The 13,970-nt window shown below is 77.8% G+C and carries 16 protein-coding genes and 1 pseudogene; 11 read left to right on the forward strand and 6 right to left on the reverse strand.

All coding sequences use genetic code 11. From position 1 onward, the window contains the following. The first annotated feature begins 27 nt into the window (after window positions 1–27). A complete protein-coding gene (locus O2W14_RS14325; protein ID WP_269176780.1) occupies window positions 28–1,107 on the forward strand; it encodes a WD40/YVTN/BNR-like repeat-containing protein in 1,080 nt (359 codons plus the stop codon). A 22-nt stretch (window positions 1,108–1,129) separates the two neighbouring features. After that, the gene (locus tag O2W14_RS14330; protein WP_269176781.1) at window positions 1,130–1,414 is read left to right on the forward strand and encodes a MoaD/ThiS family protein; all 285 of its coding nucleotides are present in this window, start codon (window positions 1,130–1,132) and stop codon (window positions 1,412–1,414) included. Window positions 1,415–1,427: 13 nt separating this feature from the next. Here O2W14_RS14330 and O2W14_RS14335 read toward each other — a convergent pair whose 3' ends face one another. After that, on the reverse strand, window positions 1,428–1,871 hold the full coding sequence (locus O2W14_RS14335) for a MarR family winged helix-turn-helix transcriptional regulator (protein ID WP_269176782.1): 444 nt from the start codon (window positions 1,869–1,871) through the stop codon (window positions 1,428–1,430). 61 nt (window positions 1,872–1,932) lie between these two features. Between O2W14_RS14335 and O2W14_RS14340 the strand changes: the two genes are divergently transcribed. Beyond that, window positions 1,933–2,307, forward strand: a complete 375-nt coding sequence (locus tag O2W14_RS14340) for a VOC family protein (protein WP_269176783.1) — start codon at window positions 1,933–1,935, stop codon at window positions 2,305–2,307. A 21-nt stretch (window positions 2,308–2,328) separates the two neighbouring features. Here O2W14_RS14340 and O2W14_RS14345 read toward each other — a convergent pair whose 3' ends face one another. Genes O2W14_RS14345 through O2W14_RS14355 form a run of 3 tightly spaced genes read right to left on the reverse strand, consistent with a single transcriptional unit; the run spans window position 2,329 to window position 4,272 of the window. After that, window positions 2,329–3,099: an adenosylcobinamide-GDP ribazoletransferase gene (locus O2W14_RS14345; protein ID WP_269176784.1), complete on the reverse strand. Its 771-nt coding sequence runs from the start codon at window positions 3,097–3,099 to the stop codon at window positions 2,329–2,331. Continuing rightward, window positions 3,096–3,662, reverse strand: coding sequence for a bifunctional adenosylcobinamide kinase/adenosylcobinamide-phosphate guanylyltransferase (gene cobU / locus O2W14_RS14350; RefSeq protein WP_269176785.1), 567 nt, complete (start codon window positions 3,660–3,662; stop codon window positions 3,096–3,098). The genes O2W14_RS14345 and cobU overlap by 4 nt, the downstream gene beginning before the upstream one ends. A 46-nt stretch (window positions 3,663–3,708) precedes the next feature. Beyond that, the gene (locus tag O2W14_RS14355) at window positions 3,709–4,272 is read right to left on the reverse strand and encodes a histidine phosphatase family protein (protein ID WP_269176786.1); all 564 of its coding nucleotides are present in this window, start codon (window positions 4,270–4,272) and stop codon (window positions 3,709–3,711) included. A 61-nt stretch (window positions 4,273–4,333) separates the two neighbouring features. Here O2W14_RS14355 and O2W14_RS14360 point away from each other — a divergent pair, with 61 nt between their 5' ends. Continuing rightward, window positions 4,334–5,323: an aldo/keto reductase gene (locus O2W14_RS14360; RefSeq protein WP_269176787.1), complete on the forward strand. Its 990-nt coding sequence runs from the start codon at window positions 4,334–4,336 to the stop codon at window positions 5,321–5,323. 32 nt (window positions 5,324–5,355) lie between these two features. Here O2W14_RS14360 and O2W14_RS14365 read toward each other — a convergent pair whose 3' ends face one another. Further along, window positions 5,356–6,189 (reverse strand): HAD family hydrolase, encoded by an 834-nt coding sequence (locus O2W14_RS14365; protein ID WP_269176788.1) that lies wholly within the window; start codon window positions 6,187–6,189, stop codon window positions 5,356–5,358. Window positions 6,190–6,315: 126 nt separating this feature from the next. Here O2W14_RS14365 and ssd point away from each other — a divergent pair, with 126 nt between their 5' ends. From ssd to O2W14_RS19960, 7 genes and pseudogenes are all read left to right on the forward strand, one after another. Beyond that, window positions 6,316–7,407: a septum site-determining protein Ssd gene (gene ssd / locus O2W14_RS14370; protein ID WP_269176789.1), complete on the forward strand. Its 1,092-nt coding sequence runs from the start codon at window positions 6,316–6,318 to the stop codon at window positions 7,405–7,407. Beyond that, window positions 7,404–8,558 carry a TadA family conjugal transfer-associated ATPase gene (locus tag O2W14_RS14375; protein WP_269176790.1) on the forward strand — a complete coding sequence of 385 codons (1,155 nt, stop codon included), beginning with the start codon at window positions 7,404–7,406 and terminating at the stop codon, window positions 8,556–8,558. The genes ssd and O2W14_RS14375 overlap by 4 nt, the downstream gene beginning before the upstream one ends. Further along, window positions 8,555–9,331, forward strand: coding sequence for a type II secretion system F family protein (locus O2W14_RS14380; protein WP_269176791.1), 777 nt, complete (start codon window positions 8,555–8,557; stop codon window positions 9,329–9,331). Before O2W14_RS14375 ends, O2W14_RS14380 begins: the two co-directional genes overlap by 4 nt. Next, on the forward strand, window positions 9,328–10,053 hold the full coding sequence (locus tag O2W14_RS14385) for a type II secretion system F family protein (RefSeq protein ID WP_269176792.1): 726 nt from the start codon (window positions 9,328–9,330) through the stop codon (window positions 10,051–10,053). The genes O2W14_RS14380 and O2W14_RS14385 overlap by 4 nt, the downstream gene beginning before the upstream one ends. 126 nt (window positions 10,054–10,179) lie before the next feature. Beyond that, complete coding sequence (locus O2W14_RS14390; protein ID WP_269176793.1) at window positions 10,180–10,407, forward strand: DUF4244 domain-containing protein; 228 nt, start codon at window positions 10,180–10,182, stop codon at window positions 10,405–10,407. 14 nt (window positions 10,408–10,421) lie between these two features. After that, window positions 10,422–10,790, forward strand: a complete 369-nt coding sequence (locus O2W14_RS14395) for a TadE family type IV pilus minor pilin (protein ID WP_269176794.1) — start codon at window positions 10,422–10,424, stop codon at window positions 10,788–10,790. Between the two features lie 26 nt (window positions 10,791–10,816). Further along, window positions 10,817–11,215: pseudogene (locus tag O2W14_RS19960) on the forward strand (Rv3654c family TadE-like protein); the annotation flags it as partial. Window positions 11,216–11,365: 150 nt separating this feature from the next. Here O2W14_RS19960 and O2W14_RS14405 read toward each other — a convergent pair. Beyond that, on the reverse strand, window positions 11,366–13,900 hold the full coding sequence (locus O2W14_RS14405; RefSeq protein WP_269176796.1) for a DEAD/DEAH box helicase: 2,535 nt from the start codon (window positions 13,898–13,900) through the stop codon (window positions 11,366–11,368). Window positions 13,901–13,970: the final 70 nt, after the last annotated feature.

Raw genomic sequence — 13,970 nt, forward strand, 5'->3', positions numbered from 1 at the left:
CTGTCGGCTCCGGCGGTCTGGTGGTGCATGACGACCACGCTGCTGGCGATCGGCACCCGCAAGGGGCTCTGGCTCGCGACGAGTGAGGACCGGCGCCGCTGGTCGCTCTCCGCGCCACACTTCCTGATGACCGAGGTGCCCAGCGTGGGCATCGACGTCCGCTCCGGGCGCACCCGCCTGATGGTCGGGGTGCGCTCGGAGCACTTCGGTCCCACGGTCGTGCACTCCGACGACCTCGGGGCCACCTGGGACGAGCCGGCCGGCGGGGCCATCCGGTTCCCCGCCGACACCGGCGCCGCCGTCGAGCGGGTCTGGCAGCTGCAGCCGGACTCCGCCGACCGCCCCGGCGTCGTGTGGGCCGGGTGCGAGCCGATCTCGGTGTGGCGCTCCGAGGACTGCGGTGCCTCCTTCTCCCTGGTCCGTGGGCTGTGGGACCACCCGCACCGCACCGAGTGGGGTGCCGGCTACGGCGGGGCGGCCGCGCACTCCGTCGTCCCCGGGCCGGACGCCACCGTGCACGTGGCGATGAGCACCGGCGGCGTCTACCGGACGACGGACGGCGGGGGCTCCTGGCGGCCCCGCAACGCCGGCATCGGCGCCTACTTCATGCCCGGCCCGGCGCCGGAGTTCGGCCAGTGCGTGCACAAGATCGCCCGGGACGCCGCCGACCCGCGGCGGCTGTACGCGCAGAACCACCACGGCGTGTACCGCTCCGACGACGACGGCGACACCTGGACCTCGATCGCCGACGGGCTGCCCTCGGACTTCGGCTTCGTGATGCTGGCCCACCCCTCCCGCGGCGGCACGATCTGGGTGGTGCCGCTGGTCGCCGACGGCGAGCGGGTGCCGCCGGGTGGCCGGCTCGCGGTGCACCGCAGCGACGACGCAGGGGAGACCTGGCGGGAGCTGCGGACCGGCCTGCCCGACGTGGAGTTCAACGCGGTGCTGCGTGACGCCGCGTGCGTGGACGCCGGCGATCCGGTCGGGGTCTACCTCGGCACCCGCGGCGGCGACGTCTACGCCAGCGCGGACGAGGGGGAGTCGTTCACCCACGTCGCCGGGCACCTGCCCGACGTGCTGTGCGTGCGGGCCGCGGTGCTCCCGTGACCGCACCCGGCGGGGTGGCGTCGTGATCGTGCCGGTGCGGCTCCCGCGGATGCTGGCCGACGTCAGCGGCGGACGGACGTCGGTGTCGCTGGACCTGCCGGCACCGGTCACCGTCGGCGCGCTGCTGGACGCGCTGGCCGCCGAGCACCCGGTGTTCGACCGGCGGGTGCGGGACGAGACCGGTGCGCTGCGCCGGTTCGTCAACGTCTACGTCGGCGGGGACGAGGTGCGCCGGCTGTCCGGGCTGGCCACCGAGGTGCCGGTCGGGGTCGAGGTGATGGTCGTGCAGTCCGTCGCCGGCGGCTGACGGGGTCCGGCCCTCAGGGCTGCGGCGCCTCCAGGGCTGCGACGCAGGCGGCGAGGTCCGCCCGCAGACGGGCCACCTCGGCAGCCGAGCGGTCCTGGAGCATGCGGCTCTCGACGGCGGCGACCGCCCGGCTGGCGCGGCCGAGCAGGTCGGTGCCCGCCGGGGTCAGCTGTGTGGGCAGCGCGCGCCCCTGGGGGACGGTGGAACGGCTCAGCAGGCCGCGTTCCTGCAGGCCCTGCAGCACCGACTGCATCGACTGCCGGGTGACGAACACCCCGCGGGCCAGTTCGGCGGCCGACAGGCCCGGGCGCTGGCCCAGCAGCTCCAGGCAGGAGTACTGGGTGACGGTGAGGGACAGCGGCTCGAGTGCGGCCTCCATCTCCGCCCGCAGTGCCGTGGCCGCCTGCTTGAGGGCGTAGCCGACGGAGGAGTCGAGGTCGACCTCTCGTTGCGCCATGTCAGGAGTCTGACATAAGCTGTGACATGTCAGGAACCTGACACTTACCCGAGGAGGACCCATGGCCGTCGTGACCGGACCCGACTTCATCGCCCTGCAGGTGCGCGACCTGGCGGCGTCGGCCGCCTTCTACGAGCAGCGGCTGGGGCTGCGACGCGCCCCGGTGAGCCCGCCGCACGGGGTCGTGTTCGCCATGGCCCCGATCGCCTTCGCCGTGCGCGAGCCCCTGCCCGGCGTCGACCTGGACGCGGCCCTGCCGCGGCCGGGGGTGGGCGTCGCCGTGTGGCTGCACGCAGACGACGCCCAGGAGCTGCACGACTCCCTGGCCGGTGCCGGGGTGCCGATCCTGGTCGCGCCCGTCGACGGGCCGTTCGGGCGCACCTTCACCTTCGCCGACCCCGACGGCTACGCCGTCACCGTGCACGACCACGCCTGACGGTGCCCGGGTCGCCGTGGCTCAGGTCAGCAGCACCGCGGCGGCCAGCAGGGTCACCGTGGCGGTGACCTCGCCGAGCGCGCCCATCACGTCGCCGTTCACCCCGCCGAGCCGGGCGGCGGCCCGCCGGCGGAGCAGCTCGGCGGCGACCCAGCCCAGGACGACGGCGACCGCGAGCCCGGCCCCCGCTGCTGCGTCCATGAGCCCGCCGGCGGCCGCCGCGGCCCCGGCGAGGGTGACCAGGGCACTGCCGACCAGCCACGGCCGGGACACGGTGCCGGCGACGGCCTGACCCAGCGAGGAGCCGGCGGCGATCGCGGTGCCGGCCAGACCGGTGCGGGCCATCGCGACGCGGGCGGCCACCGTGGCCGCGGGCAGCGCGGCCCAGCCGCCGTCCGTGGCCAGCAGCGGGGCCAGGCAGGCGACCTGCAGCAGCAGGGCGAGGACGAGGGTGACGACGCCGAAGGGGCCCACGTCGCCGGCGCGCATCACCGCCAGCGCCCTCTCCCGGCCGCGCAGCGGGCCGAGCCCGTCGGCGGTGTCGGCCAGCCCGTCCAGGTGCAGGCCGCGGGTCAGGGCGGCCAGGACGGCGACGGCGAGCACCGCGCCGATCAGCGGCTCGCCGTACCGGGCGGTGAGCCAGCCGACCGCGGTCGCGGACAGACCCAGCACCAGGCCGACCAGGGGCGCCCAGGGCAGCACGCCGCGGGCGGTCTCGGCCGCCGGCACCCGGGCGACGGACAGCATGGCGAACGACTCGGCCGGCCCGGTCCAGGGGCGGCGGCCGGTCATCGCAGCCGTTGGGGCAGCCCGGCCACCACGAACCACACCTCGTCGGCGGTCGCGGCCAGCCGCTGGTTGACGACGCCCAGGGTGTCCCGGAACAGCCGGCCCGCGCGGGTCTCGGGCACCACGCCCAGGCCCACCTCGTCGCTGACGGCCACCACGTGCGCCGGGGTCATCACCCAGTTGCTGACCAGGGCGTCGCAGCGCTCGGCCAGCCGCTCGCGTGCGGCGACGGCGTCGGCGGGGGAGCGGTCGGCGGCGTGCGCCCCGGCGTCGTCGGCGACGTCCCAGATGCCGGTCTCGTCCATCAGCGCCGCGACCCAGGTGGTCACGCTGTCGACCAGCACCGCCCCGCTTCGCACCAGCTCCGAGGGGGCGGTGGTCTCGACCGTGCGCCAGTGCGCCGGGCGGCGGGCGCGGTGGGTCGCGACCCGGGCGGCCCACTCGGCGTCGGCGGCGTCGACCTGCGAGGTGGCCAGGTAGGTGACCTCGTCCCAGCCCTCCAGCAGCTGCTCGGCGTGCGCCGACTTCCCCGACCGCGAGCCGCCCAGGACCAGCACCCGGCTCATGGCCGGTCCCCGGACTCGTCCCGCTCCTCGGTCGCCGCCGCGACGCTCATGCCAGCACCAGTCGGGTGACCGTGCCGTTGTGCGGGGTGACCGCGGGCATGGCGTCGGGCCCGACCCCAGCGACGACCGCCTGGACGGCGCGGATGGTGTCCCCGTGGGTGACCAGGGCGACCACCTCGGCCGGCGGGTCGGCCCGCAGTCGGGTGAGGTGGCCGGAGACCCGGGCGTGCAGCTGGGCCAGGCTCTCCCCGCCCTCGGCGGACCAGTGCACGTCGGTCCAGTCGACGACGTCCCACAGCTCGCGGGACGGTCGGCCCTCCAGCACCCCGTAGCCCTGCTCGCGCAGCTCGGGGGTGGTGGTGAAGGGCAGTCCGGTGGCGGCCGCGCAGTGCTCGGCGGTCTGCACCGCCCGCAGCAGGTCGCTGGAGACCAGGGCCCCGGGGCCGGCGCCGTCGCGGGTGAGCGCGGCCAGCTCGGCCGCGGCGGCCGCGGCCTGCTGGTGGCCGAGCTCGGTGAGCGGGATGCCGGCCGTCTGGCCCTGCATGCGCCCGGCGGCGTTCCACTCGCTCTGGCCGTGCCGGACGAGCAGGAGGGTCAGTGGTGCGGGCATCGTCCCCGCAGCGTAGGTGGTCGGGCCAGCGGTCCGGGCCGGGAGCCCCGACACTGGGGCGATGCGCTTCCTCGACGTGGACGGTCTCGGTCAGGTCAGCCGGGTGGGCCTGGGCACCTGGCAGTTCGGCTCCCGGGAGTGGGGCTACGGCGACACCTACGCCTCCGGCGGTGCCCGGGACATCGTGCGCCGGGCACGCGAGCTGGGCGTCACCCTGTTCGACACCGCCGAGGTCTACGGGACGGGGAGGAGCGAGCGGATCCTCGGCGAGGCGCTCGGCGCGGACCGGGCCTCGGTGGTCGTGGCGAGCAAGTTCTTCCCGGTCGCGCCGCTGCCCGCCGTCGTGCGCAACCGCGCCGAGGGCAGCGCCCGGCGGCTGCAGCTGGACCGCATCCCGCTGTACCAGGTGCACTGGCCCAACCCGCTGGTGCCGGACTCGGTGGTCATGCCCGGGCTGCGCAGCCTGCTCGACGAGGGGCGGATCGGCGCCGTCGGCGTCTCCAACTACCCGCTGGAGCGCTGGCGCGCCGCCGACACCGCGCTCGGCCGGCCGGTCGTCAGCAACCAGGTGCGGTTCTCCCTCGCCACCGCCGGTCCGCTGGAGGACCTGGTGCCCTTCGCCGAGCGGGAGGGCCGCCTGGTCATCGCCTACAGCCCGCTGGCCCAGGGGCTGCTCGGTGGCCGCTACTCCGTCGACCACCGCCCCGGCGGGGTCCGGGCCACCAACCCGCTGTTCGGCACGGAGAACCTGCGCCGCGTCGAGCCGCTGCTCGCGGTGCTGCGCGAGGTGGCCGACGCCCACGACGCGAAGCCCGCGCAGGTGGCGCTGGCCTGGCTGATCGCCCAGCCGCAGGTCGTGGTCATCCCCGGCGCGTCCAGCGTCGAGCAGCTGGAGTCCAACGTCGCGGCGGCCGACCTGGTGCTGACCGAGGGCGAGCGCACCGCGCTCACCGCGGCGGCCCGGGCGTTCACGCCGGCGTCCGCGGTGCGGACGGCCGGGGACACGGTCCGGGAGCAGGCCGACCGGCTGCGCAGCCGCCTGGGCATCTGAGCCGCGGACCGTCGGGCCCGCCGGCCCGACGGTCAGGCCCGACGGCGCAGGAGGACGACCGGGGCGGGCGCGATCACGAGCGGTGCCGGCTGCACCGCCCGCCGGCGCACGTACCAGGCCACCCCGACCAGGGCCGCGCTCAGCGCCGCGCCCACGACCACGGGCGGCCGGGTGCCGGTGAAGCGGGCGCGCATCGAGACCGGGCGGGAGAAGGCGAGCACCGGCCAGCCCCGCTCGGCCGCGGCCTTCCGCAACCCGCGGTCGGGGTTGACCGCGGTCGGGTGCCCGACGGCGTCCAGCATCGGCAGGTCGGTGACGGAGTCGCTGTAGGCCCAGCAGTCGGCGAGGTCCCAGCCCTGCTCGGCGGCCAGCTCGCGCATGGCCGCGGCCTTGTTCTCCCCGTAGGCGTAGAAGTCCATCTCGCCGGTGTAGACGCCCTCGCGCACCACCATCCGGGTGGCCACCACCCGGTCGACGCCCAGCATCTCGCCGATCGGCTCGACCACCTCGGCACCGCTGCTGGAGACGATCACGACCTCCCGGCCGGCCGCACGGTGCCCCTCGATCAGGTCGGCGGCCTCGGCGTAGACCAGCGGGTCGACGATCCCGTGCAGGGTCTCCCGGACGATCTCGTGGACCACGGCGACGTCCCAGCCGGTGGTCATGGCCGCGATCTGGCTGCGCATGCGCTCCATCTGGACGGCGTCGGCACCGGCCAGCGAGAACACGAACTGGGCGTAGGCGCCCTTGAGCGCCGCCCGACGGTTGATCAGCCCACCCTGGAAGAACGGTCGTCCGAAGGCCAGGGTGCTGGACTTCGCGATGACCGTCTTGTCCAGGTCGAAGAACGCCGCAGCGCGGGTCACGGCTCACACGGTAAGCGGACCGGGTGGACAGGAGGTGTCGCGCACCGCCGTCCACACCCGGAGGGGTCGTCCACAGATCCGGCGGCGCCCTTCCGGCGGTCGCCACCGGCCGCTGCGCTGGGGAGCGTGTCCGATGCCTCCCGCGCCTCCGTCCCCGGGGCGGTCGCCCCCGCCCGTCCCCTCGTGGTCAGCACCGACCCGGTCCTGCTCGACGACCTGCTCCGGCTGCTCGCCGCCGCCGGCAGCACCGGGGAGCTCACCTCCGGCGGGGGTCCGCTGCGCCGGGCCCACCGCAACGCACCGCTGGTCCTCCTCGGCGCCGAGGTGGTCGGCAGCGCGCCGGTGCGGGCGCTGCCACGCCGGCCCGGCCTGCTGGTCGTCGCCTCCGCCGAGCCGTCCGCCGACGTCTGGCCGGCCGCGGTCGAGCTCGGTGCCGAGCGCGTCGTGGTGCTGCCCCGGGACGAGACCTGGCTGGTCGAGCGGGTGGCGGCCGCGGTGCGCACCCCGTCGTCGCCGGGCTGGCTGGCCGTGGTCAGCGGCGCGTGCGGCGGCTCCGGCGCGAGCACCGTGGCCACCGCGCTCGCGCTGGCCGCGCGGGCCGCTGAGGACGGCGACGTGCTGCTGGTCGACGGCGACGGGTGGGCCGGCGGGCTGGACCTGCTGCTGGGCGCCGAGCAGTCGCCGGGGCTGCGCTGGCCCGAGCTGGCCGGCACCAGCGGCCGGGTGTCCGGCCCGGCGCTGGCCGCGGCCCTGCCCGAGGCCGCCGGTGTCGCGGTGCTGTCGGCCTCCCGCGAGCACCCGCAGGAGGTGCCCACCGAGGCGCTGCTCGCCGTCGGCGCCGGGGCCCGGGACAGTGGCTGCGGCGTGGTCGTCGACCTGCCGGCGCGCAGCGCGGCCGCCGAGCCGCTGCTGGCCGAGGCCGAGCTGGCGGTGCTCGTCGTCCCGGCCCGGCTGCGGGCGGTCGCGGCGGCGCGCGCCCTGCTCGAGGGGTCCCGGCCGTGGGCGTCGGCGCTCGTGGTCGGCCGGCCGGTGCCCGGCGGGCTGTCCCGCGCCGACGTCGCGGCACTGCTGGGCCGGCCGGTGTTCGCCGAGCTCGCCGCCGACCGGTCCGCGGTCGCCCGCAGCGAGCGCGGCGAACCGCCCTCGGTCGCGGCCCGCTCGCCGCTGGGTGTGCTGAGCCGTCAGCTGCTGGCCCAGCTGGCCGGGCGGGCGGCGTGAGCGGGGAGTCGGCGTCCCCGCTGGTGGAGCGGGTGCGCGCGCGGCTCGCCGCGTCGGCCGGCGCACCCAGCGCCGCGGCGGTGGCGGCCCTCGTGCGGGAGGAGTCCGGTGGGCTGCTGGGCGACCGGGCGGTGCTCGCCGCCGTCCGGGCCGCCACCGACGAGCTGGCCGGGGCCGGGGTCCTCGAACCGCTGCTGCGGCTGCCCGGGGTCACCGACGTGCTGGTCAACGGCCCGGCCTCGGTGTGGGTCGACCGGGGCGGCGGACTGGAGCCGGTCGACGTGCGCTTCCCCGACGAGGGCGCGGTCCGCCGGCTCGCCGTCCGGCTGGCCGCCGCGGCCGGGCGCCGGCTGGACGACGCCTCGCCCTGGGTGGACGCCGGCCTGCCCGACGGCACCCGGCTGCACGCGGTCCTGCCGCCGGTCTCCGGGTCGGGCACCTGCCTGTCGCTGCGGGTGCTGACCCGGGCCGAGCTGTCCTTCGCCGACCTGGCCGCCCGCGGCGCGCTGCCCGGGGCAGCCGCGGACCTGCTGCGCCAGGCGGTGCGCGCCCGGCTGGCCTTCCTGGTCACCGGCGGGACGGGCACCGGCAAGACCACGGTGCTGTCTGCGCTGCTCGGGCTGGCCGACCCCGCCGAGCGGCTGCTGCTGTGCGAGGACGCCCCCGAGCTCACCCCGCGGCACCCGCACGTCGTCCGGCTGCTCACCCGCCCGCCCAACGTCGAGGCCGCCGGTGCGGTGACCCTGCGCGACCTGGTCCGACAGGCGCTGCGGATGCGCCCGGACCGGCTGGTCGTGGGGGAGGTGCGTGGCGCGGAGGTGGTCGACCTGCTCGCCGCGCTGAACACCGGGCACGACGGCGGCTGCGGCACCGTGCACGTCAACCGCCCCGCCGACCTGCCCGCCCGGCTCGAGGCGCTCGGCGGTGCCGCCGGGCTGGGGCGCGCGGCCGTGCACAGCCAGGCCGCGGCCGCGCTGTCGCTGGTGGTCCACCTGCAGCGCACGGACGCCGGCCGACACGTGGCCGAGCTCGGCGTCGTGCGCCGCCGTGGCGAGCTGATCGAGGTCGCGGCCGGCTGGCGGGCCGACGGCGGGGACTGCCCCGCGCGCGAGGACCTCGCCGCCCTGCTCGGTGCACGGGTCCCGACGTGATCGCGGCGCTGCTGTGCCTCGTCGGTGCGCTGCTGGTGTGGCCCTCGGTCGGGCGCGGTCGTCCGCGTCGGCTCGTGCCCGCACCGGGTCGCCGCCCCGACGCCGCACGGCTGCTCACCGGGCGCGCCGGCCTGTTGCTGCCCGCGCTGGGGGTCGCGGCGGGCGGGCTGGTGCTGTCGACCCCGGTCGTCGCCGGGCTGGCGGCCGGCTGCGCCGCGGTGGCCGGGCGCGCGGTGCAGCAGCGTGCCCGCGCCGCCGCCGTCGAGCGCGGCACCCGGGCACTGGTCGAGGCCCTCGGTGTCCTGGTCGCCGAGCTCCGCGCGGGCCGGCCGCTGGGCGACGCCACCGCCACGGCCGTCGACGGCTGCCCCGACCCGCGGGTCGCGCGGGGGCTGGGTCCGGTGCTGCGGCTGGGCGAAGCGCCTCCGGGAGCGGACCCCACGCTCGTCCGGATCGCGGCCGCGGTACGGCTGAGCGCCCGCACCGGCTGCTCGCTGGCCGGGGTGGCCGCGGCCGTGGAGGACGACCTGCGGGCCCGGCTGCGCGCGGAGGAGGAGCTGCGCTCGGCCGTCGCCGGGCCGCGGGCGAGTGCGACCGTGCTCGCCGGGCTCCCGGTGCTCGGGCTGCTGATGGGCAGCGGGGTCGGCGCCGACCCGTGGCGGGTGCTGACCACCACCGGCCCGGGCACGGTGCTGCTGGTGCTCGGCGTGGCGCTGGAGCTGGCCGGCATCACGTGGACCGGCCGGCTGGTCCGGCGCGCGGTCACCGCGTGAGCGCCGCGGCAGCTCTCCTGCTCGCTGCCGGACTGCTGGCCTGGCCGTCCGCGGCGACGGCCCGCCGGGACCGGTTGCGTGCCCTGCTGCCCGCCTCCGTGGCCGACCGCCCTCGCCGCCCCCCGGGTGCGCCCCCGGGTGCACGGCGGCGCTGGGCCGAGGCGGCCGCCGGCGGGCTGGCCGCCTTCCTGCTGCTCGGCGGTGGGCTCCCCGCAGCGCTGGTGGCCGCCGGGGTGGTCGCCGGGCTGGAACGGCTGCTGCGGCGGTCCGGGGCGCCACCGGAGGACGGCGAGCTGCTGGCCGGCGACCTGCCGGTGGCCTGCGACCTGCTGGCCGTGTGCCTGCAGGCGGGCACCCCGGTCGGCGCTGCGGTGGCCGCGGTCGCCGACTCGGTGCCCGGTCCGCTCGGGGAGCGCCTGACCGGCGTGGGCGGGCTGTACCGGCTGGGGGCGTCCCCGCAGCGGGCCTGGGCCGGGGTGCCGCCGCCGGTGGACGCGCTGGCCCGCACGGTGGTGCGGGCGGGGGAGTCCGGGTCGTCGGTGGTGCCGGCGCTGCAGCGGCTGGCCGCCGACCTGCGCGGGTCCGCGCGCAGCCGCACCGAGGCCGCCGTGCGCCGGGCCGGGGTGTGGGTGCTGGCACCGCTCGGGCTGTGTTTCCTGCCGGCGTTCCTCTGCCTGGGCGTCGTGCCGCTGGTGCTCGGCATCGCCGCCGACGTGTTCTGAGCGTGCTGCCCGCCGTCCACACCGGTGGCCCCGTTCCACAGCTGCGGCCGCCCCCTGGAGAGCAGGCCGCGGCCCCAGCAGGGTCGTCGGTGACGGACCGGCAGGCGGTCCGCGAGAGGTGGGGACATGGACGAGGGACGACAGACCGGTACGACGTCGCTGCGGGCGGCGCTGGCCCGGCGGTGGGCGCAGGCCCAGGCCACCGACGAGGACGGCATGAGCACCGCGGAGTACGCGGTCGGCACGGTCGCGGCGTGTGCCTTCGCCGCGGTGCTCTACCGGGTGGTCACCGGCGGCTCGGTGGTCGCGGCGCTCGGCGACCTGGTCGAGTCGGCGCTGAGCACGCTGTCCTGAGTCGACCTGTCGTCATGTCGACACGCACCGACCCCGACCGGGAGGCTGGGATGGTCACCGCCGAGACGGCGGTCGTCCTCCCCGTCCTGCTGATGGTCCTGGCCGGCGCCGTCGCCGCGGTGGTGGTGGTCGGCGCCCAGCTCCGCTGTGTGGACGCTGCCCGGGAGGGGGCCCGGGCGGCGGCCCGCGGCGAGCCGGCCGGCGTGGTCACCGACGTCGCCGGCCGGGCGGCACCGGAGGGCGCGGTCACCGGCGTGGCGACGGCGGGGGAGACCGTGCAGGTCACCGTGTCGGCGACGGTGTCCCCGCTCGGTCCGCTGCCCTGGCACCTGGACGTGTCCGCGACCGCCACCGGCGTGCTCGAACCGGCGGCCCGGCCGTGACCGACGACGGCGAGCGCGGCCCAGGTGTGGGCCCCGTCCCGGCCGGCGGCGACGTCGGCCGGCGCGGCTCAGGTGTCGGCCCCGTCCCGGCCGTCTCCGACCTCGGCCGGCGTGGCCCGGGTGTCGGCCACGTCGCGGCCGGGGGAGAGGGCGCGGAGCGCGGCTCGGCCACCGTCTGGACCGTCGCGCTGGCCGCCGTCCTGGCGCTCGTCGGCGCGTCCGTGGTGCTGGTCGGCACCGCGGTCGTCGCCCGGCACCGGGCGACGGCGGCCGCCGACCTGGCCGCACTCGCCGCCGCGGGCGCCGCCGTCCAGGGCGACCCCGGTGCCTGTGCCGTCGCCGGCGAGGTCGCGGCGGCCAACGAGGCCACGCTCGACTCCTGCACGGTCACCGCCGGTGCGGTGGTCGAGCTGCACGTCCGCGTCCCGGTCCGGCTGGGCCCGCTCGGGGTGCTCGACGCCCGGGCCCGGGCCCGGGCGGGCCCGGCGCCGCCGGACGCCGGCCCGGCACCGTCCGGCGTCGGCCCCGGGACGTCCGGCGGCGGCCTCGAGGTACCCGGCGCCGGGCCGGGAGGCTCAGAAGACGAGGTCCTCGGGGTCGGGCTGCGGCTCGGGCTCAGGGGCCACGGGATCGGCCGCACCGGGGTCGTCGGCGGTGTCGGCCGCCGGGGCGGCCGGGCCGGAGGTGCCGAACAGCCCCGAGCGCGGCGCCGGCGGCCGGGTCATCGCCGCCTCCTCGGGCGTCAGCTCCGGGGCGCGCGCGAGCTCGTCGAGCACCACGTCCAGCACCCGCACCGCGCCGCCCTTGTCCAGCGGGTCGTTGCCGTTGCCGCACTTGGGCGACTGCACGCAGGAGGGGCAGCCGGACTCGCACTCGCAGCTGGCCACCGTGGCCCGGGTGGCCTGCAGCCAGTCCCGCAGCACCGCGTAGCCGCGCTCGGCGAAGCCCGCGCCCCCGGGGTGGCCGTCGTAGACGACGATCGTCGCCGCGCCGGTGTCCGGGTGCAGCGCGGTCGAGATCCCGCCGAGGTCCCAGCGGTCGCAGGTGGCCAGCAGCGGCAGGATGCCGATCGAGGCGTGCTCGGCGGCGTGCAGCGAGCCGGGCAGCGCGACGTCGTCCACGTCGGCGCGGGCCACGGCCCGGTCGTCGAGGGTCAGCCACACGGCGCGGGTGCGCAGCTGGCGGGCGGGGAGGTCCAGCGGGAACTCCGCGAGCACCTCGCCGGTCCCCAGCCGCCGCCGTTGGTAGGCCACCACCTGGTTGGTCACGTCGACCACACCGGTGTGCGCGGTGACCGCGCCCAGCCGGCGGGTCCGGTCGACCGACACGATGGACAGGTCGACGGTGTCGCGGGCGACCGTCGTCCACTCCGGGCTCTCCGGGTGCACGACGGCGCAGGCGTCCTCCACGTCGAACTCGTCGACGACGTAGGTCTCGCCGCGGTGCACGTAGAGGGCCCCGGTGTGCACGGTGGCGTGCGAGGCGTCGCCGTCCACGGTGCCCAGCAGCCGGCCGGTCGCGCCCTCGATGATCGAGACCGCGGCCCCGCCGCTGCCCCGGATGTCGACGTCCGGGCGCCCCCGGCCGGCCCAGTACCAGCCGGCCGGGCGGGAGCGGAGCAGCCCGTCGGCGACCAGCTCCTCGATCTGCGCGACGGCCACTTCACCGCCGAAGTCGGCCAGGTCGGCGGGCACCAGGGGCAGCTCGGCGGCCGCGCAGCACAGCTGCGGGCCGAGCACGTAGGGGTTGGCCGGGTCGGTCACCGTCGCCTCGACCGGGCGGCCGAAGACCGCGCGGGGGTGGTGAGCCAGGTAGTGGTCCAGCGGGTCGTCACGGGCGACGAAGACCACCAGCGACTCCGTCTGCGCCCGCCCGGCCCGCCCGGCCTGCTGCCACAGCGAGGCCAGCGTGCCGGGGTAGCCGGCGAGCACCACGGCGTCCAGGCCCGCGATGTCGATGCCGAGCTCGAGGGCGTTGGTGGTCGCGACCCCCAGCAGCTTCCCGGTCGACAACGACCGCTCCAGCTCCCGCCGCTCCTCGGGCAGGTAGCCGCCCCGGTAGGAGTCGACCCGGGACACCAGGTCCGCCCGGCCGCGGGACCGCAGGATGGTCCGCGCCTGCTCGGCGACGGACTCGGCACCCCGGCGGGACCGCACGAAGGCCAGCGTCCGGGCGTTCTGCTCGACCAGGTCGGCCAGCAGGCCCGCGGCGTCCGCGGCGGCGGAGCGGCGCAGCGGTGCCCCGTGCTCCCCGGTCTTCTCCGTCAGCGGCGGCTCCCACAGCGCGAACGTCGCCCCCGGCCGCGGGGAGCCGTCATCGGTCACCGCCGTGACGGGGGCGCCGACCAGCCGGCCTGCGGCGAGCGCGGGGTCGGCCACGGTCGCGGAGGCGAGCACGAACACCGGCTCGGCACCGTAACGGCGGCAGATCCGCCGCAGCCGGCGCAGCACGTGCCCGACGTGGGAGCCGAAGACCCCGCGGTAGGCGTGGCACTCGTCGATGACCACGTAGGCCACCCGGCGCAGCGTGCTGGACCACTTCTGGTGGGCGGGCAGGATCCCGCGGTGCAGCATGTCGGGGTTGGTGACGATCCAGCGCGAGTGCCGCCGGACCCACTCCCGTTCCTCCTGCGGCGTGTCCCCGTCGTAGGCCGCTGGGCGCACCGACGGGTCGGCCAGCGCCGCCACCGAGGCCAGCTGGTCGCGAGCCAGCGCCTTGGTCGGTGCCAGGTAGAGCACGCAGGCCCGCGGGTCCTCGGCCAGCGCGGTCAGCGCGGGCAGCTGGTAGGCCAGCGACTTGCCCGACGCCGTCCCGGTCGCGACCACCACGTGCTGCCCGGCGCGCGCCAGCTCGGCGGCGGCCACCTGGTGGCTGAAGGGCGCCAGCACCCCGCGCCCGGCCAGCTCCTCCCGCAGCGGCGCGGACACCCAGGACGGCCACTCCGCCGTCCGGCTGGGGCGCGCCGGCAGCCGGTGGACGTGGGTGACCGGGTCGTCGTCGGGGTCGGTGCCGGCGAGCAGGGCGTCCAGCAGCTCGGTGCCGGGAAGTGCGGCCGGGGCCTGCGCCGGGTCGGCGTCGGCGTCCGGGCCGGCGGGGCGCGTGGACGTCACCCCACCACTCTCACACCGCCGCGCAACCGCCGGCACGGCCGTCCTGGGCAGATGCCCGCCCGCTGTCGAC

It is taken from the genome of Modestobacter sp. VKM Ac-2986, assembly GCF_026967795.1.
Classification (GTDB): Bacteria; Actinomycetota; Actinomycetes; order Mycobacteriales; family Geodermatophilaceae; genus Modestobacter.

Bases quoted from the DNA above. Each gene is read 5' to 3' on its own strand.
- O2W14_RS14325 (WP_269176780.1), top strand. From the start codon at position 28: ATGACGACCACGCTGCTGGCGATCGGCACCCGCAAGGGGCTCTGGCTC.
- O2W14_RS14335 (WP_269176782.1), bottom strand. From the start codon at position 1,871: ATGGCGCAACGAGAGGTCGACCTCGACTCCTCCGTCGGCTACGCCCTC.
- O2W14_RS14340 (WP_269176783.1), top strand. From the start codon at position 1,933: ATGGCCGTCGTGACCGGACCCGACTTCATCGCCCTGCAGGTGCGCGAC.
- O2W14_RS14345 (WP_269176784.1), bottom strand. From the start codon at position 3,099: ATGACCGGCCGCCGCCCCTGGACCGGGCCGGCCGAGTCGTTCGCCATG.
- cobU (WP_269176785.1), bottom strand. From the start codon at position 3,662: ATGAGCCGGGTGCTGGTCCTGGGCGGCTCGCGGTCGGGGAAGTCGGCG.
- O2W14_RS14355 (WP_269176786.1), bottom strand. From the start codon at position 4,272: ATGCCCGCACCACTGACCCTCCTGCTCGTCCGGCACGGCCAGAGCGAG.
- O2W14_RS14360 (WP_269176787.1), top strand. From the start codon at position 4,334: ATGCGCTTCCTCGACGTGGACGGTCTCGGTCAGGTCAGCCGGGTGGGC.
- O2W14_RS14390 (WP_269176793.1), top strand. From the start codon at position 10,180: ATGGACGAGGGACGACAGACCGGTACGACGTCGCTGCGGGCGGCGCTG.
- O2W14_RS14395 (WP_269176794.1), top strand. From the start codon at position 10,422: ATGTCGACACGCACCGACCCCGACCGGGAGGCTGGGATGGTCACCGCC.